The sequence below is a fragment of the Undibacterium sp. Ji49W genome (genome assembly GCF_049340205.1).
In the GTDB taxonomy this organism is placed as follows: domain Bacteria; phylum Pseudomonadota; class Gammaproteobacteria; order Burkholderiales; family Burkholderiaceae_D; genus Undibacterium.
In genome coordinates, this window is the sequence record NZ_JBMPOW010000022.1 from 1 (window position 1) to 26,514 (window position 26,514).

Below are 26,514 nucleotides of genomic sequence, written 5' to 3' on the forward strand. Positions count from 1 at the left end.
GTGATAACGTATCTATCACTGTTAAATTGATCAACCCGATCGCGATGGAAGAAGGCTTGCGCTTCGCTATCCGTGAAGGTGGCCGTACAGTTGGTGCTGGCGTTGTTGCTAAAATCATCGAGTAATAAATAAGTAGTAAAATGCACGCATTACCTGACCTGTTCAGGTAATGCGTGCATTAATTGTCAAGATGTAGGGGTGTAGCTCAATTGGCAGAGCGTCGGTCTCCAAAACCGAAGGTCGCGGGTTCGATTCCCTCCGCCCCTGCCACCATCAAGGCCGCAGGCCACCGAAAGTAAATAAAGTATGTCTAATCATCCCGTTCAAACTGTTAGTACATCCAATGACAAGTACAAAGTCATCTTGGCGGTAGTAGCTGCAGTTGCCGGTGTTGCTGCTTTTTATATTCTCGCTGGACAAGCGACGTGGATACGCGCCGCTGCTTTGGTTTTGGGGTTGGTAATTGCAGCAGGTTTTGTTGCAACTTCAGAAATGGGTCGCGATTTTGTTGATTTTGCTAAAGAATCAGTTCGCGAAACCAAAAAAGTAGTTTGGCCAACAAGAAAAGAAGCGGGTCAGATCACAGCCGTCGTATTCGGCTTTGTACTGGTGATGGCGCTGTTCTTGTGGGGCACTGATCAGTTGATCGGATTTTTGTTGTATGACGTAATCCTCGGATGGAAAAAATAATGAGCGATAACATTCAGGAAAACGAAGAAGGTACAGCACCAGCGGTGTCTGTACCTAAAAGCGCTAAAAGATGGTATGCCGTGCATGCTTATTCCGGTATGGAAAAGAGCGTGCATCGTGCACTGGTTGAGCGCATAGAACGCGCAGAGATGCAGGACAAATTCGGTCAGATTCTGGTTCCTACCGAAGAAGTCATCGAAGTAAAAAATGGCAAGAAGGCAGTGACTGAACGTCGTCTGTTCCCCAGCTATGTATTCGTCGAGATGGAAATGACTGACGATACCTGGCATCTGGTAAAAAATACCAGCAAGGTAACTGGCTTTATCGGTGGTAAATCGAACAAGCCTTCACCGATACCACAGCACGAAGTGGACAAGATCCTGCAACAGATGCAGGACGGTGTAGAAAAACCAAGACCAAAAGTCTTGTATGAAGTTGGCGAAGTAGTGCGTATCAAGGATGGTCCTTTCACTGACTTTAACGGTAACGTCGAAGAAGTGAATTACGAAAAATCCAAAGTACGTGTCACCGTCACCATTTTTGGTCGTGCCACTCCAGTTGAACTGGAATTTGGTCAGGTCGAAAAAGTATAAAGAATTTACGTCGATCAGTACGTAACACAGCAATGTGTTGAAACTGATCAGGAAAACCCTCGTGTAGCAAGGCAGTAATGAAGGTTTTCCAGCAGGCAGAGGAGCCTGTTGGTGTGAAAAGACATTGACAGGCGCTACTACTCATTCATTGAAGGAGCCAACATGGCAAAGAAAATCATTGGTTTTATCAAGCTGCAAGTGCCAGCTGGTAAAGCAAACCCATCCCCACCTATCGGTCCAGCTCTGGGTCAACGTGGTCTGAACATCATGGAATTCTGCAAAGCGTTCAACGCGCAGACTCAAGGTGTTGAACCAGGTATGCCTATCCCTGTCGTGATCACAGCATTTGCTGACAAGTCTTTCACTTTCGTGATGAAGACTCCTCCAGCAACTTACATGATCAAAAAGGCAGCTGGTATCACTAAAGGTTCTTCCAAGCCGCATACAGACAAAGTGGGTAAGATCACTCGTCAGCAAGCTGAAGAAATCGCGACCGTTAAACGCGCTGATTTGACAGCCGCCGATATGGACGCAGCAGTGCGTACTATCGCAGGTTCTGCTCGTTCCATGGGCATCACGGTAGAGGGTCTGTAATGGCTAAGTTATCTAAAAAAGCAAAATTGCTGGCAACGAAAGTTGACCGTCTGAAAGTGTATCCATTTGACAATGCTATCGCCTTGATCAAAGAATGCGCTACAGCAAAATTCAACGAATCCATCGACGTATCCGTACAACTGGGTGTTGATCCTAAGAAATCTGACCAGGTTGTTCGTGGCGCCGTTGTATTGCCAGCTGGTACAGGCAAGACAGTACGCGTCGCCGTATTTGCACAAGGTGCAAAAGCGGAAGAAGCGAAAGCTGCCGGTGCTGATATCGTTGGTATGGAAGATTTGGCTGAACGCGTTAAAGCTGGCGACATGCCATTTGACGTTGTTATCGCTTCTCCAGACACTATGCGTATCGTTGGTACTCTGGGTCAGATCCTGGGCCCACGTGGCCTGATGCCTAATCCTAAAGTCGGTACAGTAACTCCTGACGTAGCCAATGCAGTTAAAAATGCAAAAGCTGGTCAAGTTCAATACCGTACAGACAAAGCCGGTATCATCCACACAACAATCGGCCGTAAGTCGTTTGCTGATGGCGATCTGAAATCCAACCTGGTTGCGCTGATCGAAGCTTTGAACAAAGCTAAACCAGCGTCCAGCAAAGGTGTGTATCTGCGTAAAGTATCCATCTCATCCACTATGGGTGCAGGTGTACGCGTAGATCACGCCAATCTGGCAGGCTAAGCAAGAATTAAGTCCCTGCATCCATGATGCAGGGCGCATCTTTGGGCTGGATGTTTTGAACAAGCATCCAGAGTGTCAAAGACCGTTGGGCCGAGTGCGTAAGAGTAACTAATTAAGCATGAGGTTAATACCTGAAGAGCAATCGACAGGACCCAACGCAGATGGTGTACCCGAACAAGTTTTGTAGTGATTACTGGTCCCCAGTGAAACTCCTAACTTCGGACGCCGTGTTCGAAACGATATGAGGGAAGTACATCATTCCGGTGTATGGACTGAATATCATTAATGGAGGTTGACCGTGAGTCTCAATCTGAATGACAAAAAAGCCGTCGTCGCTGAAGTCTCTGCAAAAGTAGCAACTGCACAGACTATCGTCGTGGCCGAATATCGTGGCATCCAGGTCGGTCATTTGACGCAATTGCGTGCTAGCGCACGCGCTCAAGGCGTATACATGCGTGTGTTGAAAAACACATTGGCACGTCGCGCTGTTGAGGGAACTGCATTTGCAAGTCTCGCTTCTGAAATGACTGGTCCGCTGATTTATGCAATCTCGGAAGATGCTGTTGCTGCTGCTAAAGTCGTTCAAGACTTTGCAAAAAGCAATGACAAACTGGTTGTTAAAGCGGGTAACTATGCAGGCAAATCGCTGGATAAAGCTGGCGTTGTCGCATTGGCAAGCATTCCTAGCCGTGAAGTATTGTTGGCGCAAGTGGTTGGCATGATGCAGGCTCCTGTATCTGCTTTCGCACGTGCTCTGGCAGCCGTCGCAGCACAGAAAGAAGCAGGTTCTCCTGCAGCACCAGTAGCTGAAGAAGCTGCTGAAGCTGCCGCAGAATAAGTTTTTTTCCGTCAAATACCGTATCAATGTAATTAATTAATTGGAGTTTCAAATGGCACTTAGCAAAGACGATATCCTGGAAGCCGTAGGCGCGATGTCCGTAATGGACCTGAACGACCTGGTAAAAGCTTTCGAAGAAAAATTTGGTGTTTCCGCAGCAGCAGTAGCAGGCCCAGCAGCAGCCGGTCCAGCAGCAGCAGTTGAAGAACAAACAGAATTCAACGTAATTCTGGCTGAAGTTGGCGCAAACAAAGTTGGCGTCATTAAAGCAGTTCGCGAAATCACAGGCCTGGGCTTGAAAGAAGCTAAAGATCTGGTTGATGGCGCACCTAAAGCAGTTAAAGAAGCAGTTTCCAAAGCTGATGCTGACGCAGCTAAGAAAAAACTGGAAGATGCAGGCGCGAAAGCCGACATCAAGTAATTCAGGTATCATGGCAAGTCTTCGGATTTGCCCAAGTCAAAGACAGGAATCCTCTTGGAAGAGAGGGTTCCTCTTTGGCTTCTTTGTCGTTCAGGGTTGTTTAGCTGTTTATTAAGACCAAGGGTTGAGACTTGAGGTTTTTTTGTCACAGAATGGCTGTTATGTGACAGGAATCCTGAATTCTCTATCCTTCCTTGCCACTCACGGAGTGTCCATGCACTACTCATTTACTGAGAAGAAGCGTATTCGTAAATCTTTTGCGAAGCGCGCCAACGTCCACAACGTTCCGTTCTTACTGGCGACTCAAATCGAGTCTTACCAGAGTTTTTTACAAGAAGACAGAACACCGTCAACTCGCAAAAACGAAGGCTTGCAGTCTGCCTTCACATCGATTTTCCCTATTGTTTCGCACAATGGTTTCGCACGTCTGGAGTTCCTGTCCTACGTTTTAGGCGATCCTGCATTTGACGTCAAGGAATGTCAACTGCGTGGATTGACTTATGCATCGCCTTTGCGTGCAAAAGTGCGTCTGGTTATCCTGGACAAGGAATCACCAACCAAGCCGGTCGTTAAAGAAATGAAAGAACAGGAAGTCTACATGGGCGAATTGCCTTTGATGACAACTACTGGTTCTTTTGTTATCAATGGTACCGAGCGTGTGATTGTTTCCCAGTTGCATCGTTCCCCTGGCGTGTTCTTTGAGCATGACCGCGGCAAGACACATTCGTCCGGTAAATTGCTGTTCTCGGCAAGGATCATTCCTTACCGTGGTTCCTGGCTGGATTTTGAATTTGATCCAAAAGATATCCTGTTCTTCCGTATTGACCGTCGTCGCAAGATGCCAGTCACTATCCTGCTGCGCGCCATAGGCATGAGCAATGAACAGATCCTGGCCAACTTCTTTGTCTTTGATAATTTCAGTCTGCACAATGATGGCGCAGAAATGGAATTCGTTGCAGAACGTCTGCGTGGCGAAGTTGCCCGTTTTGACATCAGCGACAAAGATGGCAAAGTCATCGTTGCCAAAGACAAGCGTATCAATGCAAAACACGTACGCGAAATCGAAGCCGGCGGCATCAAGCACATTTCCGTGCCTGAAGACTACCTGCTGGGCCGCGTATTGGCCAAGAACATCGTTGATGCAGATACCGGTGAAGTCATCGCCAATGCCAATGATGAACTGACAGAAGAGTTGCTGGGTCGCCTGCGCGATGCCAAAGTGACTGACATCCAGACTCTGTACACCAATGACCTGGATCAGGGTGCCTACATCTCGCAAACATTGCGTGCTGATGATACAGCGGACCAGATGGCTGCCCGCGTTGCCATCTACCGCATGATGCGTCCTGGCGAACCACCAACAGAGGATTCTGTTGAAGCCCTGTTCAATGGCTTGTTCTACAGCGAAGAGCGTTACGATCTGTCCGCAGTTGGCCGCATGAAGTTCAACCGCCGTATCGGCCGTGATGAACTGACAGGCGCCATGACCCTGTCGAACGAAGACGTACTGGCCGTTATCAAGATTTTGGTTGAACTGCGCAATGGTCGCGGTGAAGTCGATGATATCGATCACTTGGGTAATCGTCGCGTACGTTGCGTCGGTGAATTGGCCGAGAACCAGTTCCGTGCTGGTCTGGTACGTGTTGAACGTGCCGTCAAAGAGCGTCTGGGTCAGGCTGAAGCCGACAACCTGATGCCGCATGACCTGATCAATTCCAAGCCTATCTCTGCTGCGATTCGTGAGTTCTTCGGTTCTTCACAATTGTCCCAGTTTATGGATCAGACCAACCCATTGTCAGAAATTACGCATAAGCGTCGTATTTCCGCCTTGGGCCCTGGTGGTTTGACACGTGAACGCGCCGGCTTTGAAGTCCGCGACGTTCACCCAACCCACTATGGCCGTGTATGCCCGATTGAGACACCTGAGGGACCAAACATTGGTCTGATCAACTCTCTGGCGCTGTACGCACGTCTGAATGAATACGGTTTCCTGGAAACACCATACCGCAAGGTAGTTGACAGCAAAATCACCAGCCAGATCGATTACCTGTCTGCGATTGAAGAAGGTCGTTACATCATCGCTCAGGCGAATGCGACGATTGACGGCGAAGGCAAACTGGTCGATGAACTGGTTTCTGCCCGTGAAGCTGGCGAAACGATCCTGGTATCCCCAGAACGTATCCAGTACATGGACGTGGCAACTGGCCAGGTGGTTTCCGTTGCGGCATCGCTGATCCCGTTCCTCGAACACGATGATGCGAACCGCGCGCTGATGGGTGCCAACATGCAACGTCAGGCTGTTCCTTGCTTGCGTCCGGAAAAAGCATTCGTTGGTACAGGTATCGAACGTACCGTCGCAGTTGACTCCGGTACTACAGTACAGGCACTGCGTGGCGGTAAGGTTGATTACATTGATGCGGGCCGTATCGTTATTCGTGTGAATGATGCTGAAGCACAGGCTGGTGAAGTCGGTGTGGATATTTACAACCTCATCAAGTACACCCGTTCCAACCAGAACACCAACATCAACCAGCGTCCTATCGTCAAGGTCGGCGACATGGTTGCCAAAGGTGACGTGCTGGCAGACGGTGCATCGACAGATCTGGGCGAATTGGCTCTGGGTCAGAACATGCTGGTCGCCTTCATGCCATGGAATGGTTATAACTTCGAAGATTCGATCCTGATCTCTGAAAAAGTTGTGGCTGATGACCGCTATACCTCGATTCATATCGAAGAGTTGTCGGTTGTTGCCCGTGACACCAAGTTGGGCGCGGAAGAAATTACCCGCGATATCTCCAATCTGGCAGAAAATCAACTGGCACGTCTGGATGAATCCGGTATCGTCTACATCGGTGCTGAAGTAACAGCCGGTGATACCCTGGTCGGTAAAGTGACACCAAAAGGTGAAACTCAACTGACACCAGAAGAAAAACTGCTGCGCGCCATTTTCGGTGAAAAAGCTTCTGACGTGAAAGATACCTCCCTGCGCGTGCCTTCCGGCATGGTAGGTACGGTCATTGACGTACAGGTGTTCACCCGCGAAGGCATACAGCGCGACAAACGTGCACAACAGATTATCGATGATGAATTGAAGCGTTATCGCCTCGATCTGAACGATCAGTTGCGTATTGTTGAAGGCGATGCATTTGAGCGTCTGGAACGTATGCTGGATGGCAAGATCGCTGACGGCGGTCCGGCCAAACTGGCCAAAGGCACCAAGATCACCAAGGAATACCTGGCCAGCGTGGATAAATACCACTGGTTCGATATTCGCCTGGCATCGGATGAAGCAGCCAATGCGCTGGTAGCGATGAAAGATTCCATCGCTGAAAAACGTCATCAGTTCGATCTGGCTTTTGAAGAAAAACGTACCAAGCTGACGCAGGGCGATGAATTGCCGCCAGGCGTACAAAAAATGGTCAAGGTCTATCTGGCCGTTAAACGTCGCCTGCAACCTGGTGACAAAATGGCGGGTCGTCACGGTAATAAGGGTGTGGTTTCCCGTATCGTGCCTATCGAAGACATGCCTTACATGGCTGACGGTACACCAGCAGACATCGTGTTGAACCCACTGGGTGTTCCATCACGTATGAACGTTGGTCAGGTTCTGGAAGTGCATCTGGGCTGGGCAGCTAAAGGTCTGGGCTTGCGTATAGGCGAAATGCTGAAAGCCAAAGCCAAGGTAGAAGAACTGCGTGATTTCCTGAAGAAGATTTATAACGAATCTGGCAAGAAGGAAGACATCGATGGCTTCTCCGATGCTGAGATCCTGGAACTGACCAACAACCTGAAACATGGCGTGCCATTTGCAACACCAGTATTTGACGGTGCGCATGAAGATGAAATCCGTCGCATGCTGGATCTGGCTTTCCCTGACCATATCGCAGCACAGCTGGGTATGACACCATCGAAAAACCAGGTCACCCTGTTCGATGGCCGTACCGGTGAAGCGTTTGAGCGTAAAGTCACACTGGGCTACATGCACGTTCTGAAACTGCACCATCTGGTTGATGACAAGATGCATGCACGTTCGACCGGTCCTTACTCTCTGGTCACGCAGCAACCACTGGGCGGTAAAGCTCAGTTCGGTGGCCAGCGTTTCGGTGAGATGGAAGTCTGGGCACTGGAAGCTTACGGCGCGTCATATGTCTTGCAAGAGATGTTGACAGTCAAGTCAGATGACGTGAATGGCCGTACCAAGGTTTATGAAAACCTGGTCAAGGGTGATCATGTGATCGACGCCGGCATGCCAGAGTCCTTCAACGTTCTGGTCAAGGAAATTCGTTCCCTGGGTATCGACATCGATCTCGAACGTAATTGATTTGATAAAAGTTTGTAGTAATTAGTCGTAAAACCATCGCCTGGATACCATCCGGGCGGTGGTGTTATAAGAAGCTAGCTAGTAAGCAGTCTGGAAGCAGATAGTCGTTCCCGGTATTAGCGGAACCTGTGTCGCCAAGCGACCTGGCTCTCCCGCCGATGCGAACAGGGTCAGACGTCCTACATGCCTCCCTTGCAGCACCATTCAGCCACCAAGCGTTTTGCGCGCTTCACTGGAGTGATATACATGAAAGCCCTGCTCGATCTATTCAAGCAAGTCCAACCCAACGAACAATTCGACGCGATCAAAATTGGTCTGGCGTCTCCGGAAAAGATTCGTTCCTGGTCCTACGGCGAAGTTAAAAAGCCGGAAACCATCAACTATCGTACCTTCAAGCCTGAGCGCGACGGTCTGTTTTGCGCCAAGATTTTTGGCCCGATCAAAGATTACGAATGCCTGTGCGGCAAGTACAAACGCCTGAAACACCGTGGCGTGATCTGCGAAAAATGCGGCGTTGAAGTGACTCTGGCCAAAGTGCGTCGTGAACGCATGGGCCATATTGAGCTGGCTTCTCCAACTGCGCATATCTGGTTCCTGAAATCCCTGCCATCCCGCCTGGGTATGGTATTGGACATGACTTTGCGCGATATCGAACGCGTTTTGTATTTTGAAGCATATGTGGTCACCGATCCTGGCATGACCCCGCTGAAAAAATGCCAGATCATGTCGGAAGACGACTACGCTGCCAAATACGAAGAACATGGCGATGAGTTCACTGCTTACATGGGTGCCGAAGGTATCCGTGAATTGCTGCGTTCCATCGACATTGACCGTGATGCAGAAACACTGCGTACCGAGCTGAAAGAATCCAAATCTGAAGCCAAGATCAAGAAATACGCAAAACGTCTGAAAGTACTGGAAGCATTCCAGCGCTCCGGCATCAAGCCAGACTGGATGATCATGGAAGTGCTGCCGGTTCTGCCGCCAGAACTGCGTCCATTGGTCCCGCTGGATGGTGGCCGTTTTGCGACTTCCGATCTGAACGATCTGTATCGCCGCGTCATCAACCGTAACAACCGTCTGAAGCGTCTGATGGAATTGCGCGCTCCTGAAATCATCACACGCAATGAAAAGCGTATGTTGCAGGAAGCTGTCGATTCCCTGCTGGATAACGGTCGTCGCGGTAAAGCCATGACAGGCGCCAACAAGCGTCCTCTGAAATCCCTGGCAGAAATGATCAAGGGTAAGGGCGGTCGTTTCCGTCAAAACTTGCTGGGTAAGCGCGTCGATTACTCTGGCCGTTCCGTTATCGTGGTTGGTCCACAATTGAAATTGCATCAGTGCGGCTTGCCAAAACTGATGGCGCTGGAACTGTTCAAACCTTTCATTTTCAATAAACTGGAATTGATGGGTCTGGCTACCACCATCAAGGCAGCGAAGAAACTGGTTGAAATTCAAGAACCAGTGGTCTGGGATATTCTGGAAGAAGTTATCCGCGAACATCCTATCATGCTGAACCGTGCGCCTACGCTGCATCGTCTGGGTATCCAGGCGTTTGAACCGGTCCTGATTGAAGGTAAAGCGATCCAGTTGCATCCACTCGTCTGCGCGGCTTTCAATGCCGACTTTGACGGTGACCAAATGGCGGTTCACGTTCCTCTGTCTATCGAAGCACAGATGGAAGCACGTACTTTGATGCTGGCATCCAACAATATTCTGTTCCCATCCAATGGCGAACCGTCTATCGTTCCTTCCCAGGATATCGTGTTGGGTCTGTACTACGCTTCCCGTGAAAAAATCAACGGCAAGGGCGAAGGCATGATGTTCCCTGACGTTTCAGAAGCGATCCGCGCCTGGGACAACAAGGAAGTCGAACTGGCTACCCGCGTAACAGTCCGTATTACCGAATATCCAAAAGATGCAGTAACTGGCGAATTCGTCAAAACCATCAAGCGTTATGAAACGACTGTTGGCCGCGCGATTCTGTCTGAAATCCTGCCTAAAGGTCTGCCATTTACCGTATTGAATCGTCCGCTGAAGAAGAAAGAAATCTCCAAGCTGATCGATACGTCTTTCCGTAAGTGCGGCCTGCGCGCTACGGTAGTATTTGCTGATCAATTGATGCAAATGGGTTTCCGCCTGGCGACACGCGCCGGTATCTCCATCTGTATCGATGACATGCTGGTACCACCACAAAAAGTAACACTGGTAGCGAATGCCGAACACGAAGTCAAACAGATCGAACAGCAATATGCGTCTGGTCTGGTGACTGCTGGCGAACGTTACAACAAAGTGGTCGATATCTGGGGTAAGACCGGTGATGAAGTCGGCAAGGCCATGATGGAACAACTGAAAGTTGAACCAGTCACACGTCGCGACGGCACTGTTGGTACACAAGAATCTTTCAACGCCATTTACATGATGGCCGACTCCGGTGCGCGTGGTTCTGCAGCCCAGATTCGTCAGTTGGCAGGTATGCGTGGTCTGATGGCGAAACCGGATGGCTCCATTATCGAAACACCGATCACCGCGAATTTCCGCGAAGGTCTGAACGTTTTGCAGTACTTCATTTCCACGCACGGTGCGCGTAAAGGTCTGGCCGATACGGCGTTGAAGACAGCGAACTCCGGTTACCTGACACGTCGTCTGGTTGACGTGACGCAAGATCTGGTTGTGGTTGAAGATGACTGCGGCACTTCCAATGGTTCGTCGATGAAGGCTATCGTTGAAGGCGGTGAAGTTAACGTGCCTTTGCGTGACCTGATTCTGGGCCGCGTTTGCGCCAACGACATCGTCAATCCTGAAACACAGGAAACCTTGTACGAAGCCGGTTCCTTGCTGGATGAAATAATGGTTGAACGCATCGAAGCCCTGGGCATCGATGAAGTCAAAGTACGTACACCACTGACTTGCGACACACGCTATGGTCTGTGCGCAATGTGCTATGGCCGTGACCTGGGTCGCGGTAATCTGGTCAATTCTGGTGAAGCTGTCGGTGTTATCGCTGCGCAGTCCATCGGTGAACCAGGTACACAGTTGACGATGCGTACCTTCCACATTGGTGGTGCGGCATCCCGTGCAGCGGTTGCGTCTTCTGTTGAAGCCAAATCCAACGGTACCATCCGTTTCACAGCGACCATGCGTTATGTCACCAACGGTAAAGGCGATCAGATCGTTATTTCCCGTTCTGGCGAAGTGCTGATCACTGATGACCACGGTCGTGAACGTGAACGTCATAAAGTACCTTACGGCGCGACACTGATCGTCAAAGACGGTCTGGTCATCAAGGCTGGTACTGCACTGGCAACGTGGGATCCACTGACCCGTCCTATCATTACCGAATACACCGGTACGGTGAAATTCGAAAACGTCGAAGAAGGCGTGACTGTTGCCAAACAGGTTGATGATGTGACTGGCTTGTCCACACTGGTAGCGATCGATGCGAAACGTCGTGGTAGCGCAGCTGGTAAAACACTGCGTCCACAAGTCAAGCTGTTGAACGAACAGGGTGAAGAAGTCAAGATCGCCGGTACAGAACACGCAGTAACAATCGGCTTCCAGGTGGGCGCGCTGATTACCGTGAAAGACGGTCAGCAAGTTCACGTGGGTGAAGTATTGGCGCGTATCCCGACTGAATCACAAAAAACCCGTGATATTACCGGTGGTCTGCCACGCGTTGCCGAGTTGTTCGAAGCCCGTTCACCAAAAGATGCCGGTATGCTGGCAGAAGTGACAGGTACGGTTGCGTTTGGTAAAGAAACCAAAGGTAAGCAACGTCTGGAAATCACAGACATGGACGGCGAGAAACACGAATTCCTGATCACCAAAGACAAACAAGTCCTGGTGCATGACGGCCAGGTCGTGAATAAAGGTGAGATGATTGTTGACGGCCCGGCCGATCCGCAAGACATCCTGCGCTTGCTGGGTATCGAAGCGCTGGCACGTTACATCGTTGACGAAGTACAGGACGTGTACCGTTTGCAAGGCGTTAAGATCAATGACAAGCACATTGAAGTTATCGTGCGTCAGATGTTGCGTCGCGTTGTCGTGGTTAATCCAGGCGATGCCAACTACATCGTTGGTGAACAGGTAGAACGTTCTGAATTGCTGGATGAAAACGATCGCGTAGCAGCAGCTAACGGTATTCCTGCAACTTATGAAAATATCTTGCTGGGTATCACCAAGGCATCCTTGTCTACTGATTCCTTCATCTCTGCGGCGTCCTTCCAGGAAACCACACGTGTTCTGACCGAAGCTGCGATCATGGGCAAAAAAGACGGTCTGCGTGGCTTGAAAGAAAACGTCATCGTTGGTCGCCTGATACCTGCTGGTACCGGTCTGGCCTTCCATCGTGCCCGCAAGTTGAAAGAAACTTGGGAAGCCGATGAACGCGTAGCCTTGCTGGAAGCAGAAAAAGCAGCATTTGCACCGTTGCCAGAAGTGGCCGCAACTGATGTGGTAGATGGCGAAGCGTAAGTATAGAAATAAGTACTGACGCAAGCACTAAAATAAGCAGGACATAAAAAACGGCACCGCATTCTGGGTGCCGTTTTTTTTAACACCTCAGCAATGTATTTGGCATCCATAGAGTGAAATAACAGAGTGCAACAATAGAGCGCAACAGTAAAGCTCAACAATAGAGCTCAACAACAGCGCTGAAGCAATCCAGAATTGAACATGCAGGCACATACCTTGGCGAATCAGAACTTACAACTCAATGCCGCAGAAATTGAAATACGCTGCGATGGTCCGGCGCGTCAGGTCGATATCGAAGTCGTCGCCGAAACGGGCTCCACCAATGCCGACCTGATGGCCAGGCTGTCGCAATTGCAGCGCCCGGTATTGCGCATTGCCGTGCACCAGACGGCAGGGCGCGGCCGCGCGGGACGACCATGGCTGACCGTACCTGGCGGCATGCTGACTTTTTCTCTGGCCTGGCATCTGCCACAGGCACCACAGCATTTGCTGGGCTTGCCATTGGCAATCGGTGTCGCCCTGGCTGAAACCCTGAACACCCTGGGCCTGAGCGTACAACTCAAATGGCCGAATGACATTTTGCGTGATGGAAAAAAACTGGCTGGCATCCTGCTGGAATCCGCTGCCGCACAAAACGCTGGTACCTGGATAGTTGCCGGCATCGGTCTGAACCTGCAAGTGTCCGACGCACTGGAAGCCGAAATCGGGCGCACCATCGCCGATGCACCATGGCTGGCCAGAATGGATAGAAATGCCCTGGTCGCCAGCCTGCTCAATGCACTGGCACCGACGCTGGAACAATTTGCCACGCAAGGATTCAGCAGCTTTTTACCACGCTGGAATGCCCTGCATGCCCATGCAGGGCAAACTGTCAACATACTCGACCATGGTCAGGTCCTGCATACCGGTGTCGCCCTGGGTGTGGACCTGCATGGTTGTCTGGTCTTGCAGACCACGCTGGGGCAAGTGAATGTCATGGCGGGCGATGTATCTCTGCGGCCCGCAACCCCATGATCATGGCAGACAATAGCATAATAAGGAAAACTGATGCAATTATTGATTGATGCCGGCAATACCCGTATCAAATGGGCCGTGCCCGTGGCTGATGCGGCGCTTGGCGGTCAAGTGCCAGTGTGGTTGCATAGCGGCTCCGTCAGCCATGCCGAACTGGCCAATCTTGACAGCGTCTGGCGCGCCATGCCGATTTCACGGGTATTGATTTCCAATGTGGCCGGTGCTGCCATCCGGGCGCAACTGTCAGCCATTCTGCAAGACGTACAGCCGGCAGCGGACGTGCGCTGGTTTGCCTCGCAAGAGCGGGTCGCCGGTATCCACAATACCTACCGCAACCCGGCACAACTGGGTTGTGACAGGCTGGCTTCCATGGTCGGCGCGCACTACCTGTTTCCGCAGCAGGACCTGGTGGTCGCTACCTGTGGAACTGCCACCACAGTCGATGCCGTAACCGCGCAAGGGCAATTCCAGGGCGGCATGATATTACCCGGCCTTAAACTGATGGCAGAATCCCTCGCTCGCAATACTGCACAGTTGCCACAAGTGGCTGAATCCATCAGCCTTGCCGGCATTTTTGCCGACAACACTGACCAGGCCATTGTCAGCGGCTGCATCAGCGCCCAGGTCGGCGCCATTCACCGCGCCGTCAGTGTGCTGGAAGAACAGCAGAAGCAATCCGTCACCTGTGTGATTTCTGGCGGCGCAGCCCCGTATTTATTGGCCCATTTGAGCCTGTCTTACCAACATGTCGACAATCTGGTCTTGACGGGGCTGTTTGTCGTGGCACAATCAAGCCCGGACTGATTACTTCTCAAATTACCATGCTGCGATTCTTTTTCTGGAGCCTGCTGTTATTAAATGCCTTTCTGCTGGCGTTTAATCTTGGCTATTTGGGACACTGGTCACTCGATACCCATGAACCGGAACGCTTGAAGATGCAGCACCATGCTGACCAGCTCAAACCCCTGTCCGCAGCCGAAGCCGTGACGCCTGTCGATGCCGTCGCGGATAAAAAGCCGGACGTGATCGCCTGCCTTGAAGTCGGTAATTTTGTGCAGGCTGACATCAACAAGCTGGAAGAAAAATTGAAGACCCTGGCACTGGGTGAAAGACAATCCCGCATCAACGTGGTGGATGTCGCTACCCACATGGTTTTTATCCCGTCGCAAGGCAGCAAAGAAGGTGCGGATAAAAAAGCCGGTGAACTGCGCCGTCTGGGCATCAACGATTTCTACATCGTACAAGACCAAAGCAATCTGCGCTGGGGTATCTCACTGGGTGTATTCAAAACCGAAGAAGCGGCAAAACTGCACCTGAACAACCTCAGCAACAAAGGCGTACGCTCCGCCCGCATAGGCCCGCGCGCCGTCAGCACGAATAAATTCGCTTACCAGCTGAGAGCCCTGACGGTAGAAGAAAAAACCAGGTATGACGCCATCAAGGCAGATTTCCCGGCACAGGAAAATCGCAATTGCCAGACGACGGCGTATAGCAAGAGCTAAATATCTAAATATTTTTGATGTAAGCACCGCTGTTCAGCGAATATGAGCATTCTCATCATTGCAGCCATATTCATCGCCATCATCCTGCTGGCGATGAATATCTATGTGACTTACCTGCTCGCAAAGAGCGAGTTTTTCGAGCCAGTCCAAAAATATAGCCAATATGCCTTGATCTGGTTATTTCCAGTCATAGGGGTTGTGGTTTGCTATCTGTTTGTACAGCCTGATTTAGAACCGCCAAGTGGCCGGTATCTGAATCCCGATGAAGCACCTGAAGGTGAATTCATGGATTTTGCAAGGTCAAATAAAGACTATTTTAGTGGTCATGACTGATGCCTCTTGTCAGGACCATCGCAACGAAAACTATATTTAATCAATTCTCATGATATGAGAATGAATTCTTGATATTTCTCATTTGATCGCTAGAATAGGCTTGATATTGCGTTTCTATGTCAGGCTCGAATGTTAGAACCATCTAAAGACATCACTCCCCAGAGCGAACGCGTCTTGCAGGTGCTGGCTTGCGTTGCGCGGCAGGGGCAGCCGCTGTCGGCACGTGAGCTGGTAGAACAAACCGGCCTGCCTTTAAGCACCCTCTATCGCCAACTGGCCCCCTTAAAAAAGTGGGGGCTGGTGCAGGAACACGCACAGACTGGCTTGTACGAGCCAGGGCCTCTGGCAGTACAACTGGCAAGGGGATTTGATCAGCATTCGTGGCTGATGTCTGCCGCGCGTGAAGAAATGACAGACTTGGTGCATAAATCCGGTGAAAGTGTGGGCTTGCTTGCTTATGTGAATGGTCAGGTCATTTGCCTGGACATGCAGGAAAGTCAACAAGCCCTGCGTTGCTCCTTCGCCAAAGGGCGTGCCAGTTCCACCGTACGCGGCGCATCGGCCAAGGCCTTGCTGGCATTTTTGCCGCAGGCGGTACAGGGCAGTTTGCTGGAGCAGAATTTTCTGGAAAACCCGGATCATGCGCAGCAACGCCGCGAAGATTTGCTGGCGCAGCTGCAAGCCATCCGCAGCCAGCGCTATGCCACCAGCGAAAATGAAATCGACCTTGGTATCTGGGGCGTCAGCGCTCCCGTATTTTCTGGCAAGGACAGGCTGGAAGCCAGTCTGTCCCTGATGGCGCCGGTGCAGCGCATACAAAACCGCAAGCAAGAACTCATCAACATGACTCTTGCAGCAGCCGACCGGCTCAGCCGCAAATTACAGTACCCTTAAAATAGTAAGCAGGACACAAAAAACGGGACACAGGACACATCATGACTGCATATCACTTTCAACAGGGTAGCGTACCCTTACTGATTTCCATGCCCCATGTGGGCACCAGCATACCGGACGATATCGCCGCACAGATGCTGCCAGTCGCGCATGAGAAAGCCGATACCGACTGGCATCTGCGCCAGCTTTACAGCATGGCGGCAGAGCTGGGTGCATCCACCATCGCCGCTGAATATTCGCGCTATGTGATCGACCTCAATCGTTCTTCCGACAATGCCAACCTGTATCCGGGGCAGGATACGACAGGCTTGTGCCCGGTCGATACCTTTGCCAAGCAGCCTTTATATGCTCCCCAAAACCTGCCGGCTGAAGCGGAAGTGCAACGCCGCATCAGCGCCTACTGGCAACCATATCACCAGCAGTTGCAGCAAGAACTGCAACGACTGTTGAACCTGCATGGCAGTGTCGTATTGTGGGATGCCCATTCCATCGCTTCGCTGGTACCGCGTTTTTTTGAAGGCAAATTACCTGACCTCAACTTTGGTACTGCCGATCAACAATCCTGCGATCCCGGCCTGCAAACGGCCATCGCCAATTGCCTACTAGATTCGGCGAAAGCCTATTCCCATATATTCAATGGTCGTTTCAAAGGTGGTTTCATCACCCGCAATTACGGCCAGCCAGCAAATCAGATTCATGCCGTGCAACTGGAAATGAGCCAGTGCATCTACATGAATGAAGCCGTTCCTTATGCCTACAGGCCAGACCTGGCGGCACAGGTGCAACCCCTGTTGAAACAGTTGCTGCAAGCCTGCCTGGACTGGAACGCAACGCAACGCAAAGGCGGTACAGCATGAGCAGTCTGTATGCGCGTCATGCCCTGTTGCCACAAGGCTGGGCCAGCAATGTCCGTTTGCACTGGAATGAACATGGCGACCTGATTCAGATCGAGCACGATGCCAGCTTGCAGGCACATGGGCATGAATATGAGCAGCAAGCGCAGTGGGTGCTGCCCGGTATGAGTAATCTGCATTCTCATGCCTTTCAGCGTGCCATGGCAGGCATGACAGAAATGGCAGGATTGGCAGGGGAGGGCAAAGACAGTTTCTGGACCTGGCGTGATCTCATGTATCGCTATGCGCTGCATATCACGCCGGAACAAATCCTGGCCATTGCTGCGCAACTGTATGCAGAATGCCTGCGTCATGGCTATACGGCAGTCTGTGAATTCCATTACCTGCACCGTAACCAGGAAGGCAGTTTTTACGCACGCCCGGCAGAGATGGCAGAACGCGTGATAGCCGCCGCAGAACAGACCGGCATGGGTATCAGTATGCTGCCTGTCTTGTACAGCTACGCCGATTTTGGTGAACAGGCTTTGCGTCATGATCAGCGCCGTTTTTCTACCAATGTAGAAGAGATCCTGCAATTGATCGCTGCGCTGGAAGGCAAGCGCAATGCCCAGGTCGAAGTCGGCGTCGCCCCGCATTCCCTGCGTGCCGCCAGCATCAGCCAGATACGTGAACTGGTGGCGGCGCTTCCTGTTGAACGTCCCATCCATATCCATATCGCCGAACAACAAAAAGAAGTCGATGCCTGCATCGCTTATTCAGGCAAACGCCCGGTAGAACTCTTGCTCGATAGTGACCTGCTTAATCAACGCTGGTGCCTGGTACATGCCACTCACCTCAACAAGGCCGAGGTGCAGGGCATCGCCGCCAGTGGCGCAGTGGCAGGCATCTGTACGACTACGGAAGGCAATCTTGGCGATGGTTTTTTTGATTTGCCAGATTACATCGCCGCCGGTGGCCGCTTTGGTATCGGCAGTGACAGCCATGTATCACAAAGCCCGGTAGAAGAATTGCGCTGGCTGGAATATGGCCAGCGCCTGCGCCTGCAAGGTCGTAATATCGCTGGTACACCAGCACAACGCAAGGTCGGTGATTTTTTGTATCAAGCCGCCTTGCAGGGAGGTGCGCAAGCCAGTGGCCGCAAGCTGGGCCAGTTGAAGGTTGGCTATCGCGCCGACATCGTTGTACTGGATGATGCACATCCAAATCTGGCGGGCATTGATAGTACGGATGTACTCAATACCTGGATTTTTGCAGGCAATGATAATCTGGTGCGGGATGTGTATGTCGGAGGACAGCAGGTGGTGCAGGACGGCAAGCATCTGCGGCAGGCCGAGATACGGGCAGCTTATGCCGAATGCATGCGCAGCCTGCGTGCGCTGTAAGTTTTTCTGGATTTGCTTACTTTGAATATTGAAACAGGCGCACATGACATATTGCGCCTGTTTTAGTTTGGGCTATGCCAGATTATTGCTGACGCAATCTCGCCGCCGCATCCCGCAACATCTTCTCTGTCGTTTCCCAATCCACGCAGGCGTCGGTGACTGAGCAGCCGTAGGTGAGTTGTGTCAAATCTGTCGGGATAGGCTGGTTGCCGGCGACGATGTTGGATTCAATCATGACGCCGACGATGTCCTTATTGCCGTTGGCGATCTGGTTGATGACATCGGCCATGACCAGGGGTTGCAGTTCCGGCTTTTTGTAGCTGTTGGCGTGCGAGCAATCGACCACGATATTCGGTGGCAGTTTTGCCTTGACCAGTGCTTGCTGGGCCATGGCGACAGACACGGTATCGTAATTCGGGCGGTCACCGCCGCCGCGCAAGACCACGTGGCCATATTGATTGCCACTGGTGCGCACGATGGATACCCGGCCCTGGCCATTCAAGCCCAGGAAGGAATGCGGATGCGACGCCGACAGAATCGCATTGATGGCGATGCTGATATCGCCGTCGGTACCGTTTTTAAAGCCTACCGGTGTCGACAGGCCGGACGACATTTCGCGATGCGTCTGTGATTCTGTGGTGCGGGCACCGATGGCGGTCCAGGCGATCAGGTCGCCCAGGTATTGTGGTGAAATCGGGTCCAGCGCTTCGGTACCGGTCGGCAGACCGAGTTCACAGACATCCAGCAAAAACTGGCGGGCTTTTTCCATGCCCTCATCAACGCGGAAAGAATCATCCATGTACGGGTCATTGATATAGCCTTTCCAGCCTGTGGTGGTACGCGGCTTTTCAAAATACACGCGCATCACCAGCAACATCACATCCTTCACTTCTTCCTGCAAGGTTTTCAGGCGGCGTGCATAATCCAGGCCGGCGACCGGATCGTGGATGGAGCAGGGGCCAACCACGACAAAGAGGCGCTTGTCCTTGCGTTCCAGAATGTGACGCAGACTTTCGCGGCTCTGTTCAACCACATCGCCAGCCAGATCGCTGAGTGGCAGGCGGGCATGCAATTCTTCCGGGGTGGGCATGTTCTCGAAAGAACTGACGTTAATGTTTTCCAGTACGGTATGTGTCATGTTGAGTAATCGACGGTAGTGTTAAATTTGGCCTACATTATGACCTAATACAGGGTATTGATTGGGATTGCATAATCACAAATGCGCTTAATTACCATGCATCTGTTCTGTTTCAGCATGGGATAAATCCCTTAAAATCAGACATGCATCACGTTTTTTGCTCACAGATATGACTGAATGACCATGTTAAGCTCCGCGCAACAACAAGAATTTGATACCCAGGGGTTTCTGGTTTTGCAACAACAGGCAACCGCCAGCCTGTGTGAAGACATCATTACACTTGCTGAACAGCAACTGGCAACTGATGTACAACCTATAGAGTACGAGGCCGATACCCGTTACCCCGGCGCACCGGCATCGCGTGACGCCGAAGGCGGTGGTACTGCCAGGCGCCTGTTGCAGGCGTATGCGCGCGACCCACGTATTCAGCAATGGGCGAGTGGCCAGGCCCTGAGCGAGCCATTATTACAATTGCTGGGCCAGGGTGCGCTGATGTCACAAGCCCACCATAACTGCATCATGACCAAGCAGCCACAGTATTCCACGGCGACCGGCTGGCACCGTGACAGCCGTTACTGGAACTTCCAGCGGGCCGAGTTGGTATCTGCCTGGCTGGCCCTGCGCAATGAAACCCTGGACAACGGTTGCCTGCTGGTTATCCCCGGCTCGCACAAGCTGGATATCGATGCCAGCCAACTGGATGCCAAACAATTTTTGCTGACAGATTTGCCGCAAAACCATGATTTGCTGGCACGCGCCCAGCCTGTCCCCTTGCAGCAAGGGGACGTATTGCTTTTCCACAGCAATTTATTCCACGCTGCTGGCAAAAATCAAACCGCAGCGACCAAGTTTGCCCTGGTCTTTACCTACCGCGCACTTGATAATCCACCTATTCCGTCTACCCGGTCTGCGGCTTTTCCCGAAATAGCCATCTGAACCAGGCGGCAGTTAAATTGATCTTCAATTTAACTGCCAGACGGCCCTGATCTTTTTCAATTTGCACTATGATGAAATAAAAAGCAGTATCCAAAAGATTGTGTAAGGAATCTTGCATTGCGCCGACCAATGGCGATACGGCGGTTTTTCCGCCATGCCAATGACGATACAACATGGAGTAACAATATGTTCAAGCTTGCTAAATTCCTTGCCGCTGGTTTATTGATCGCCTTGCCCTTTATCAGCCCTGCCAGTCAGGCCGCCACCAAGGAAGAATTTCCTGCCAAGCCCATGTTGACTGGCACCATGCTCAACGGCAAGCCATTCAAGCTCAATACGGGTAAAGGTGACGTGGTGCTGGTGACATTCTGGGCGACCTGGTGCCCGACTTGCCGTGCTGAAATGCCGACTTTTCGCAAGTTCTATGAAGCCAATAAAAAGGCTGGCTTTGAACTTGTGACCGTCAGTATTGATGATGCCATGTCCGATATTGATGATTATTCAAAGCTATCGACCTGGATGACCAAGTCCAACCAGAACTTCCCTTCCTTATGGCGCAATGCGCCCAACTACAAGGACAATTTCGGTAAAGTCTTTGCCACTCCGACAGCTTTCCTGATCGGTCGCGACGGTAAGGTCATCGAATCCTTCAAAGGCGCGATCAAGCCTGATCAGTGGGCCCATATCAAAACCCTTATTGATGCGGCTGGTGCACCTGTCAAAGGCTGAACAGCCTGAGGTCTTCCCTGTATTAAATCCAAAATGACGCTTTTACGCGTCATTTTTTTGCTTTGCTTCCTTCTCTGCTTCCTGCCTTGTTGTTATCAGGCTTGCCACTTATTGCTATTAAAGTTACTATCGAGAAATAAGCCGTTGTCCTGATGACAAGTTCAGGCGCATCTTTTGCTTGTTTATCTATTGTTCTGCTTCGGCTGTTCAAGAACTGACATCGTGCGCATGCGCGCTGGCTTCAGTGACGCTGGAGGCTTGCAGTATCAAAAGTAATGCTAAGCTCAATGAGGGTGAGACTGACATGGCTGTGAGGTGCCTGAAATGCCTGAAATGTCTGAAGTGGCTGCGATGCTTGCAGGTTTACTGCGGGTTCGTGCTGTGCCTGTTCCTGGGCACATCATTGCACCATGCGAGTGCCAAAGACATGGTCAAGGAAGTGACCGTGTTGACCATAGACCCGATAGACAGTCGTGGTCAGCCTGTACCCATGCCAAAGCTGACAAAGTTTTTTGAATTTATCGAACGTGACCAGGGCTTCAAAATATTGCATGTGCGTAATTCCTGGCCGCGCGCCCTCGTCGCAGCAGAAAGTGGTGAAGGCGTATTATTTGGCGTCAGCAAAACCAGGGAAAGAGAAAGGCTATTCCATTTTTCAGCGCCGGTGCATTCCAGATTCATTTTCCTGGTAACCAGAAATGACGCTACGTTCAAGTTCAATTCTGTCGCTGACCTGAAAGGTAAAACCATAGGCATACCGCGTGGTATCAGCTTTGGTGATGATTTTGATGTCCTCAAGGACAATCTGTTCACTGTTGAGCCGGACAATAATTCGCCCATTTCACGCGTCTACAAATTACTGTTTCGCCGCATGGATGCCGGGGTCTTCAGCTCATTGAGTAAAAACCCGCGTGAGCTGGAAGCACGCCTGCAAAAAATGCGCGATGCACATGACGGCGGCATGCCACCCATGAACAATGTAAAACTCAGCGTATTACCCAAACCGTTGCTGATCGACACCATCCATTTTGCCGTGCGTTCAGACAAGGATGACGGCATCATTGATAAATTAAATGCCGCCATCCTGAAAGCCAAAAGCATGGGTTTGCTGGCTGAATTGCGTTAGCCCCTGCTGCGGACTTACAAGCTGCCTAGCTGTTTTCCAGCGCAATCAGTTCCTGCACTGTCTGGCGGCGGCGTATCTGCCTGATCTGTTCACCGTCTACCAATATCTCTGGTATCAAAGGGCGTGAATTGTAATTCGACGACATGCTGGACCCATAGGCACCGGCGTCGTGGAAGACAAACAGATCACCAATTTTACTGGCTGGCAAATCCTGGGTGGTGACCACGCCACCGTCTTCCTGCGTGAAGACATCGCCAGATTCACATAACGGCCCGGCCACGACGGTCGGGCGCAATGCCGTGGTGCGTGGTGTGCCATCTGGCGCATGTGTCGTAATCCGATGAAAACTGCCATACATGGAAGGGCGCACCAGGTCATTGAAGCCAGCATCGACCAGGGCAAAGAAATTGCTGCCCACCTGTTTTTGCGCCCGCAGTTCAGAAATCAGGATACCCGATTGCGCCACCAGGAAACGGCCAGGTTCAATTTCCATGCTGATCTTGTGGCCCAGCAGGGTTTCGATTTCTTTTCTGGCCTTGTCCCAGATTTCAAAATAATGCGCTGTATCCACGGCTGGTTCATCACCGCGATAAGGGATGGACAAACCGCCACCGATAGAAATCGCCTGCAAGTCGCGCTGGCAGATTTTTACCTGTGCAATCATGGCATCGCAGACACTCTGCAAATGGTCGTAATCGACACCGGAACCGATATGCATGTGCAGGCCCACCAGCTTCAAACCGTATTGGTCAATGATGGCCAGCGCGTGTTGCAATTCTTCATGCCAGATACCGTGCTTGCTTTGCTCGCCGCCGGTATTGGTCTTGCGACTGTGGCCATGACCAAAGCCGGGGTTGATGCGCAGCCAGACTGCGTGGCCAGGGTGCGCATGGCCCAGTTGTTCCAGCATTTGCGGGGAACCGCAATTTACCGGGATATTCAGTTCCACCACACGCTTTAAAGTTGCACGGTCCAGCAGATCGGCCGTAAATACGATAGGCGCATGACCACCCGGCGCAGCCTGGCTGGCATAGCCTGCAGCCAGTGCGCGTTCCACTTCACCCATTGATACCGAATCCACCATCACGCCTTCTTCACGCATCAGGCGCAGCAGGTGGATATTGCTGGATGCCTTCTGGGCAAAGCGAATCACATCAAATTGTCGCAGGCGGGCAATTTGTGCTCTTATAACTGTGGCATCATAGGCCCAGCAAGGTGTCTGGAATTCATTCGCAATGCGGGCAAGCTGATGGGCGCTGATAGTTGTCATGGCAGTTTTCTGGGCTTGATAAGGATTAGTGTAAGCTCTACTTTAACAAGTGCAACTCACAGTATGAATAGGATTCCATAAGGATTTTCTTCCCATTCCGTGGATTTGATTCGAAAAGAGCGTGAAATACCTATGAACTCAAAAATCGATCAGTTTGATCAAAAAATCCTGCAACTATTGCAACAGGATGCGCGTATTTCCCATGCCGAAATCGGTCGCCAGATTCATCTGAGCCAGCCTGCCGTGTCCGAGCGCATCAAGCGGCTGGAAGCTGCACAGGTCATCCGCGCCTACCGGGCAGATATCAATCCCAAGGCGCTGGGCTATCAAATCACTGCCATGATCCGGCTTTCCACACGGCAGGGCAGGCCGTATGCCCAATATGTTGCCAATTGCCCGGAAATTATCGACTGTTATACTGTCACAGGCGAAGACGGTGCCGTTATGCGGGTGCTGGCCAGTGACGTGGAACACTTGCAACGCATCATCAATGAACTCAATGTATTTGGCTCAACCTCAACCGCCATCGTGCTGACCACCCATGTTGCGGGTAAACCCATTACGGTGCCAGCCATAGATTAAGAAAGCCTGGCTGCCTGCGTTTTGCGTATAGCGGACGTTTATTTTGGAAGAATATCTCATGCAAAAACACACTAACTTTTCTCTTGCGCTGCTGACGGCCCTGGTTTTGCAGGCTGCCTTTACCTGTACAACGGCCTATGCCGACGATACCGCAACGGCTGACAACGCCATTACCCCTTACCGTCCTTCCGTATCCAATTCTGCCCAGTTGCCTCTGGAAGGGCAGCTTGAACTGGAAATGGGTATCGCCTCTGCGCGTACCGATGCAGCTCGCAACCAGAGCCTGCCATATCTGTTCAAGCTGGCTTTTTCCAAAGAGTGGGGCGTCTTGCTGGGCGGTTCTGCCCGTGTCATTAATGATGACGGTGCTGGCCAGCGCGACCAGGGGTTTGGCGATACTTCACTGATCATCAAGCGTGCTTTCATCATCAGTGACGATACTGCTTTGGGGCTTGAGTTCGGCAATAAATTCCCTACTGCCGGGCAACCACTGGGATCAGGTAAATCCGACTGGACCATTAACGGCATCGTCAGCCAGGACCTGGGCCAGATCCATGTTGACGTCAACCTGAATGCAACCCACCTGGGTGCCGCCGATGTTGGTACGTCACACTGGCAAAATGGCCTGTCAAGCGCATTCTCTACAGCATTGGCCGATAAGTGGAATCTGACTGCCGAATGGGCAGGCTGGCGCCAGGCCGGTACCAAAAATCAGGGGCAGGTATTGGTCGCGCTGACATACAGCCCCAATAAACGCATGACGCTGGATGCCGGCATGATCAAGGGGCTGACCAGTGCATCCCCGGACCGGACCCTGTTTGCGGGGATAGTGATTCCCGTAGCCAAACTCTGGTAATGACCGCTTTAGTTTGACTGGGCGTAAGCAGCGGCGATTTAAAGCGATGCTGCAAACCCTCTTCGGGCATAAGGCTTATAATGAGACTGTCTGTTCGTTTTTAGCTCTGGAAGCCATATAGTCATATGCTCGCACCTTCTTCACCTCGCAAGTTTGCCCTGTTTTCTGCCATCGCCATCGTGGCAGTGGCCGTTCTGGGCTTTCTGTTTTATCAGTCGCTGGGCAGCAAACAAGCCATGCCGGATGTCAGCTTTACCAATCTCAAGGGCGAACAAATCTCGGCGCAAAGCTTGCGTGGCAAGGTAGTCATGGTGAATTTCTGGGCAACCTCATGCACGACTTGCGTGGCAGAAATGCCAAAAATGATAGAGACCTACAACAAATACAATAAGCAGGGGCTGGAATTTGTTGCCGTGGCGATGAGTTATGACCGGCCCGATTACGTCCTCAACTACACCGAAACCAGAAAACTGCCTTTCCATGTGGCACTGGACACACAGGGCAAGCTGGCGCAGTCATTTGGCGATGTCAAATTGACGCCCACCACCTATGTCATCGACAAGCAGGGCAATATCCTGAAACGCTATGTCGGTGAACCCTCATTTGCTGAATTACACAGCCTGCTGGAAAAAGCTTTGGCTGCCTGATTAGCCCAACGCCGGCTGCCCCAACTGCGGCTACCCCAGCTGCGGCAAGCGATAATAGTCATGCGTGGCAGCCAGTGCTGCCTGTAACCGGGCGGCAATGACGGGATGGGCAACGATGCCATCTTCATCCAGGCCACCACCTATCACCGCTACTGTCACCGATGCTGCTTCTATAATCTGTGCCGACATCACGGTCAGTATTTCCCTTAATGCCGCATCGGCATGTGTTGCCCGGGGGGATGCATTCAATACCACCACTGGCTTGTTCACAAACACATCACTGCTGACAGTCCAGTCCAGCGCATTCTTCAACACGCCCGTGATGCCGTGTGCATATTCCGGGCTGGCGATCAGTACCACGTCTGCACTGGCAATCTGTTGTTTCAAGTCAATTACACTGGCAGGTGGGCAGGCATCCAGATCAGGATTGAATAAGGGCAAACCCGCCATGTTGGCAAATTCCTGGATCACCATGTCTGGCGGTGCCAGCCGCCGTATGGCGCGTAGCAGCATGGCATTCAGTGAGGCGGCACGCAGGCTGCCGCAAATGGTCAATATGTTCATTCAGATGATTCAGAGAAAGAAGTACCTGGGTAGTGGTAAGACGTACTTATAGTGCCCTA

The 26,514-nt window shown here is 51.5% G+C and carries 23 protein-coding genes, 1 tRNA gene and 2 pseudogenes; 23 read left to right on the forward strand and 3 right to left on the reverse strand.

Going from position 1 to position 26,514, the window contains the following annotated elements; all coding sequences use genetic code 11:
- The 17 genes and pseudogenes from tuf to ACO0LK_RS22880 form a co-directional block, all read left to right on the forward strand.
- Nucleotides 1-125, forward strand: a pseudogene (tuf, locus tag ACO0LK_RS22800) (elongation factor Tu); the annotation flags it as partial.
- A 69-nt stretch (nucleotides 126-194) separates the two neighbouring features.
- A tRNA-Trp gene (locus ACO0LK_RS22805) sits at nucleotides 195-270 on the forward strand.
- A gap of 36 nt (nucleotides 271-306) precedes the next feature.
- Nucleotides 307-690: a preprotein translocase subunit SecE gene (gene secE / locus ACO0LK_RS22810; protein ID WP_186949954.1), complete on the forward strand. Its 384-nt coding sequence runs from the start codon at nucleotides 307-309 to the stop codon at nucleotides 688-690.
- Complete coding sequence (gene nusG, locus ACO0LK_RS22815) at nucleotides 690-1,283, forward strand: transcription termination/antitermination protein NusG (protein WP_186949956.1); 594 nt, start codon at nucleotides 690-692, stop codon at nucleotides 1,281-1,283. The genes secE and nusG overlap by 1 nt, the downstream gene beginning before the upstream one ends.
- Before the next feature lie 162 nt (nucleotides 1,284-1,445).
- Nucleotides 1,446-1,877 carry a 50S ribosomal protein L11 gene (gene rplK, locus ACO0LK_RS22820; protein WP_422979162.1) on the forward strand — a complete coding sequence of 144 codons (432 nt, stop codon included), beginning with the start codon at nucleotides 1,446-1,448 and terminating at the stop codon, nucleotides 1,875-1,877.
- Nucleotides 1,877-2,572, forward strand: coding sequence for a 50S ribosomal protein L1 (rplA, locus tag ACO0LK_RS22825; RefSeq protein ID WP_422939743.1), 696 nt, complete (start codon nucleotides 1,877-1,879; stop codon nucleotides 2,570-2,572). Before rplK ends, rplA begins: the two co-directional genes overlap by 1 nt.
- Before the next feature lie 298 nt (nucleotides 2,573-2,870).
- Nucleotides 2,871-3,410, forward strand: a complete 540-nt coding sequence (rplJ, locus tag ACO0LK_RS22830; RefSeq protein ID WP_186949960.1) for a 50S ribosomal protein L10 — start codon at nucleotides 2,871-2,873, stop codon at nucleotides 3,408-3,410.
- A 52-nt stretch (nucleotides 3,411-3,462) separates the two neighbouring features.
- Nucleotides 3,463-3,831, forward strand: coding sequence for a 50S ribosomal protein L7/L12 (rplL, locus tag ACO0LK_RS22835; RefSeq protein WP_186949962.1), 369 nt, complete (start codon nucleotides 3,463-3,465; stop codon nucleotides 3,829-3,831).
- 214 nt (nucleotides 3,832-4,045) lie between these two features.
- Nucleotides 4,046-8,152 (forward strand): DNA-directed RNA polymerase subunit beta, encoded by a 4,107-nt coding sequence (gene rpoB / locus ACO0LK_RS22840; protein ID WP_186949963.1) that lies wholly within the window; start codon nucleotides 4,046-4,048, stop codon nucleotides 8,150-8,152.
- A 246-nt stretch (nucleotides 8,153-8,398) separates the two neighbouring features.
- The gene (gene rpoC / locus ACO0LK_RS22845; RefSeq protein ID WP_422979164.1) at nucleotides 8,399-12,628 is read left to right on the forward strand and encodes a DNA-directed RNA polymerase subunit beta'; all 4,230 of its coding nucleotides are present in this window, start codon (nucleotides 8,399-8,401) and stop codon (nucleotides 12,626-12,628) included.
- Nucleotides 12,629-12,829: 201 nt separating this feature from the next.
- Complete coding sequence (locus tag ACO0LK_RS22850) at nucleotides 12,830-13,642, forward strand: biotin--[acetyl-CoA-carboxylase] ligase (RefSeq protein ID WP_422979166.1); 813 nt, start codon at nucleotides 12,830-12,832, stop codon at nucleotides 13,640-13,642.
- Nucleotides 13,643-13,675: 33 nt separating this feature from the next.
- On the forward strand, nucleotides 13,676-14,446 hold the full coding sequence (locus ACO0LK_RS22855; protein ID WP_422979168.1) for a type III pantothenate kinase: 771 nt from the start codon (nucleotides 13,676-13,678) through the stop codon (nucleotides 14,444-14,446).
- Between the two features lie 17 nt (nucleotides 14,447-14,463).
- Nucleotides 14,464-15,144 carry an SPOR domain-containing protein gene (locus ACO0LK_RS22860; protein WP_422979170.1) on the forward strand — a complete coding sequence of 227 codons (681 nt, stop codon included), beginning with the start codon at nucleotides 14,464-14,466 and terminating at the stop codon, nucleotides 15,142-15,144.
- 42 nt (nucleotides 15,145-15,186) lie between these two features.
- Nucleotides 15,187-15,477 carry a hypothetical protein gene (locus ACO0LK_RS22865; RefSeq protein ID WP_422979172.1) on the forward strand — a complete coding sequence of 97 codons (291 nt, stop codon included), beginning with the start codon at nucleotides 15,187-15,189 and terminating at the stop codon, nucleotides 15,475-15,477.
- Between the two features lie 129 nt (nucleotides 15,478-15,606).
- A complete protein-coding gene (locus tag ACO0LK_RS22870; protein WP_422979174.1) occupies nucleotides 15,607-16,371 on the forward strand; it encodes an IclR family transcriptional regulator in 765 nt (254 codons plus the stop codon).
- A gap of 41 nt (nucleotides 16,372-16,412) precedes the next feature.
- On the forward strand, nucleotides 16,413-17,228 hold the full coding sequence (gene hutG, locus ACO0LK_RS22875; RefSeq protein WP_422979176.1) for an N-formylglutamate deformylase: 816 nt from the start codon (nucleotides 16,413-16,415) through the stop codon (nucleotides 17,226-17,228).
- The gene (locus ACO0LK_RS22880; protein ID WP_422979178.1) at nucleotides 17,225-18,607 is read left to right on the forward strand and encodes a formimidoylglutamate deiminase; all 1,383 of its coding nucleotides are present in this window, start codon (nucleotides 17,225-17,227) and stop codon (nucleotides 18,605-18,607) included. Before hutG ends, ACO0LK_RS22880 begins: the two co-directional genes overlap by 4 nt.
- 82 nt (nucleotides 18,608-18,689) lie before the next feature.
- Here ACO0LK_RS22880 and ACO0LK_RS22885 read toward each other — a convergent pair whose 3' ends face one another.
- Nucleotides 18,690-19,745, reverse strand: a complete 1,056-nt coding sequence (locus ACO0LK_RS22885) for a 3-deoxy-7-phosphoheptulonate synthase (protein ID WP_422979180.1) — start codon at nucleotides 19,743-19,745, stop codon at nucleotides 18,690-18,692.
- Between the two features lie 183 nt (nucleotides 19,746-19,928).
- Between ACO0LK_RS22885 and ACO0LK_RS22890 the strand changes: the two genes are divergently transcribed.
- The 3 genes from ACO0LK_RS22890 (at nucleotide 19,929) to ACO0LK_RS22900 (ending at nucleotide 22,536) form a co-directional block, all read left to right on the forward strand.
- On the forward strand, nucleotides 19,929-20,681 hold the full coding sequence (locus tag ACO0LK_RS22890; protein WP_422979182.1) for a phytanoyl-CoA dioxygenase family protein: 753 nt from the start codon (nucleotides 19,929-19,931) through the stop codon (nucleotides 20,679-20,681).
- Between the two features lie 186 nt (nucleotides 20,682-20,867).
- On the forward strand, nucleotides 20,868-21,410 hold the full coding sequence (locus ACO0LK_RS22895) for a TlpA family protein disulfide reductase (RefSeq protein WP_422979184.1): 543 nt from the start codon (nucleotides 20,868-20,870) through the stop codon (nucleotides 21,408-21,410).
- A gap of 376 nt (nucleotides 21,411-21,786) precedes the next feature.
- Nucleotides 21,787-22,536, forward strand: a complete 750-nt coding sequence (locus tag ACO0LK_RS22900) for a substrate-binding periplasmic protein (RefSeq protein ID WP_422979186.1) — start codon at nucleotides 21,787-21,789, stop codon at nucleotides 22,534-22,536.
- A 25-nt stretch (nucleotides 22,537-22,561) separates the two neighbouring features.
- Here the strand turns inward: ACO0LK_RS22900 and lysA are convergent.
- Nucleotides 22,562-23,809 (reverse strand): annotated as a pseudogene (lysA, locus tag ACO0LK_RS22905) (diaminopimelate decarboxylase); the annotation flags it as partial.
- A gap of 129 nt (nucleotides 23,810-23,938) precedes the next feature.
- Here lysA and ACO0LK_RS22910 point away from each other — a divergent pair.
- From ACO0LK_RS22910 to ACO0LK_RS22920, 3 genes are all read left to right on the forward strand, one after another.
- Nucleotides 23,939-24,388 carry an Lrp/AsnC family transcriptional regulator gene (locus ACO0LK_RS22910; protein ID WP_186949989.1) on the forward strand — a complete coding sequence of 150 codons (450 nt, stop codon included), beginning with the start codon at nucleotides 23,939-23,941 and terminating at the stop codon, nucleotides 24,386-24,388.
- A 58-nt stretch (nucleotides 24,389-24,446) separates the two neighbouring features.
- Nucleotides 24,447-25,244 (forward strand): transporter, encoded by a 798-nt coding sequence (locus ACO0LK_RS22915; RefSeq protein ID WP_422979189.1) that lies wholly within the window; start codon nucleotides 24,447-24,449, stop codon nucleotides 25,242-25,244.
- A gap of 125 nt (nucleotides 25,245-25,369) precedes the next feature.
- The gene (locus tag ACO0LK_RS22920; RefSeq protein WP_422979191.1) at nucleotides 25,370-25,891 is read left to right on the forward strand and encodes a TlpA family protein disulfide reductase; all 522 of its coding nucleotides are present in this window, start codon (nucleotides 25,370-25,372) and stop codon (nucleotides 25,889-25,891) included.
- A 30-nt stretch (nucleotides 25,892-25,921) separates the two neighbouring features.
- On the opposite strand, the gene ACO0LK_RS22925 is transcribed toward ACO0LK_RS22920, so the two are convergent.
- Entirely contained in the window at nucleotides 25,922-26,455 is a 534-nt protein-coding gene (locus tag ACO0LK_RS22925) for an NADPH-dependent FMN reductase (protein ID WP_422979193.1), read from the reverse strand.
- Nucleotides 26,456-26,514 lie beyond the last annotated feature (59 nt).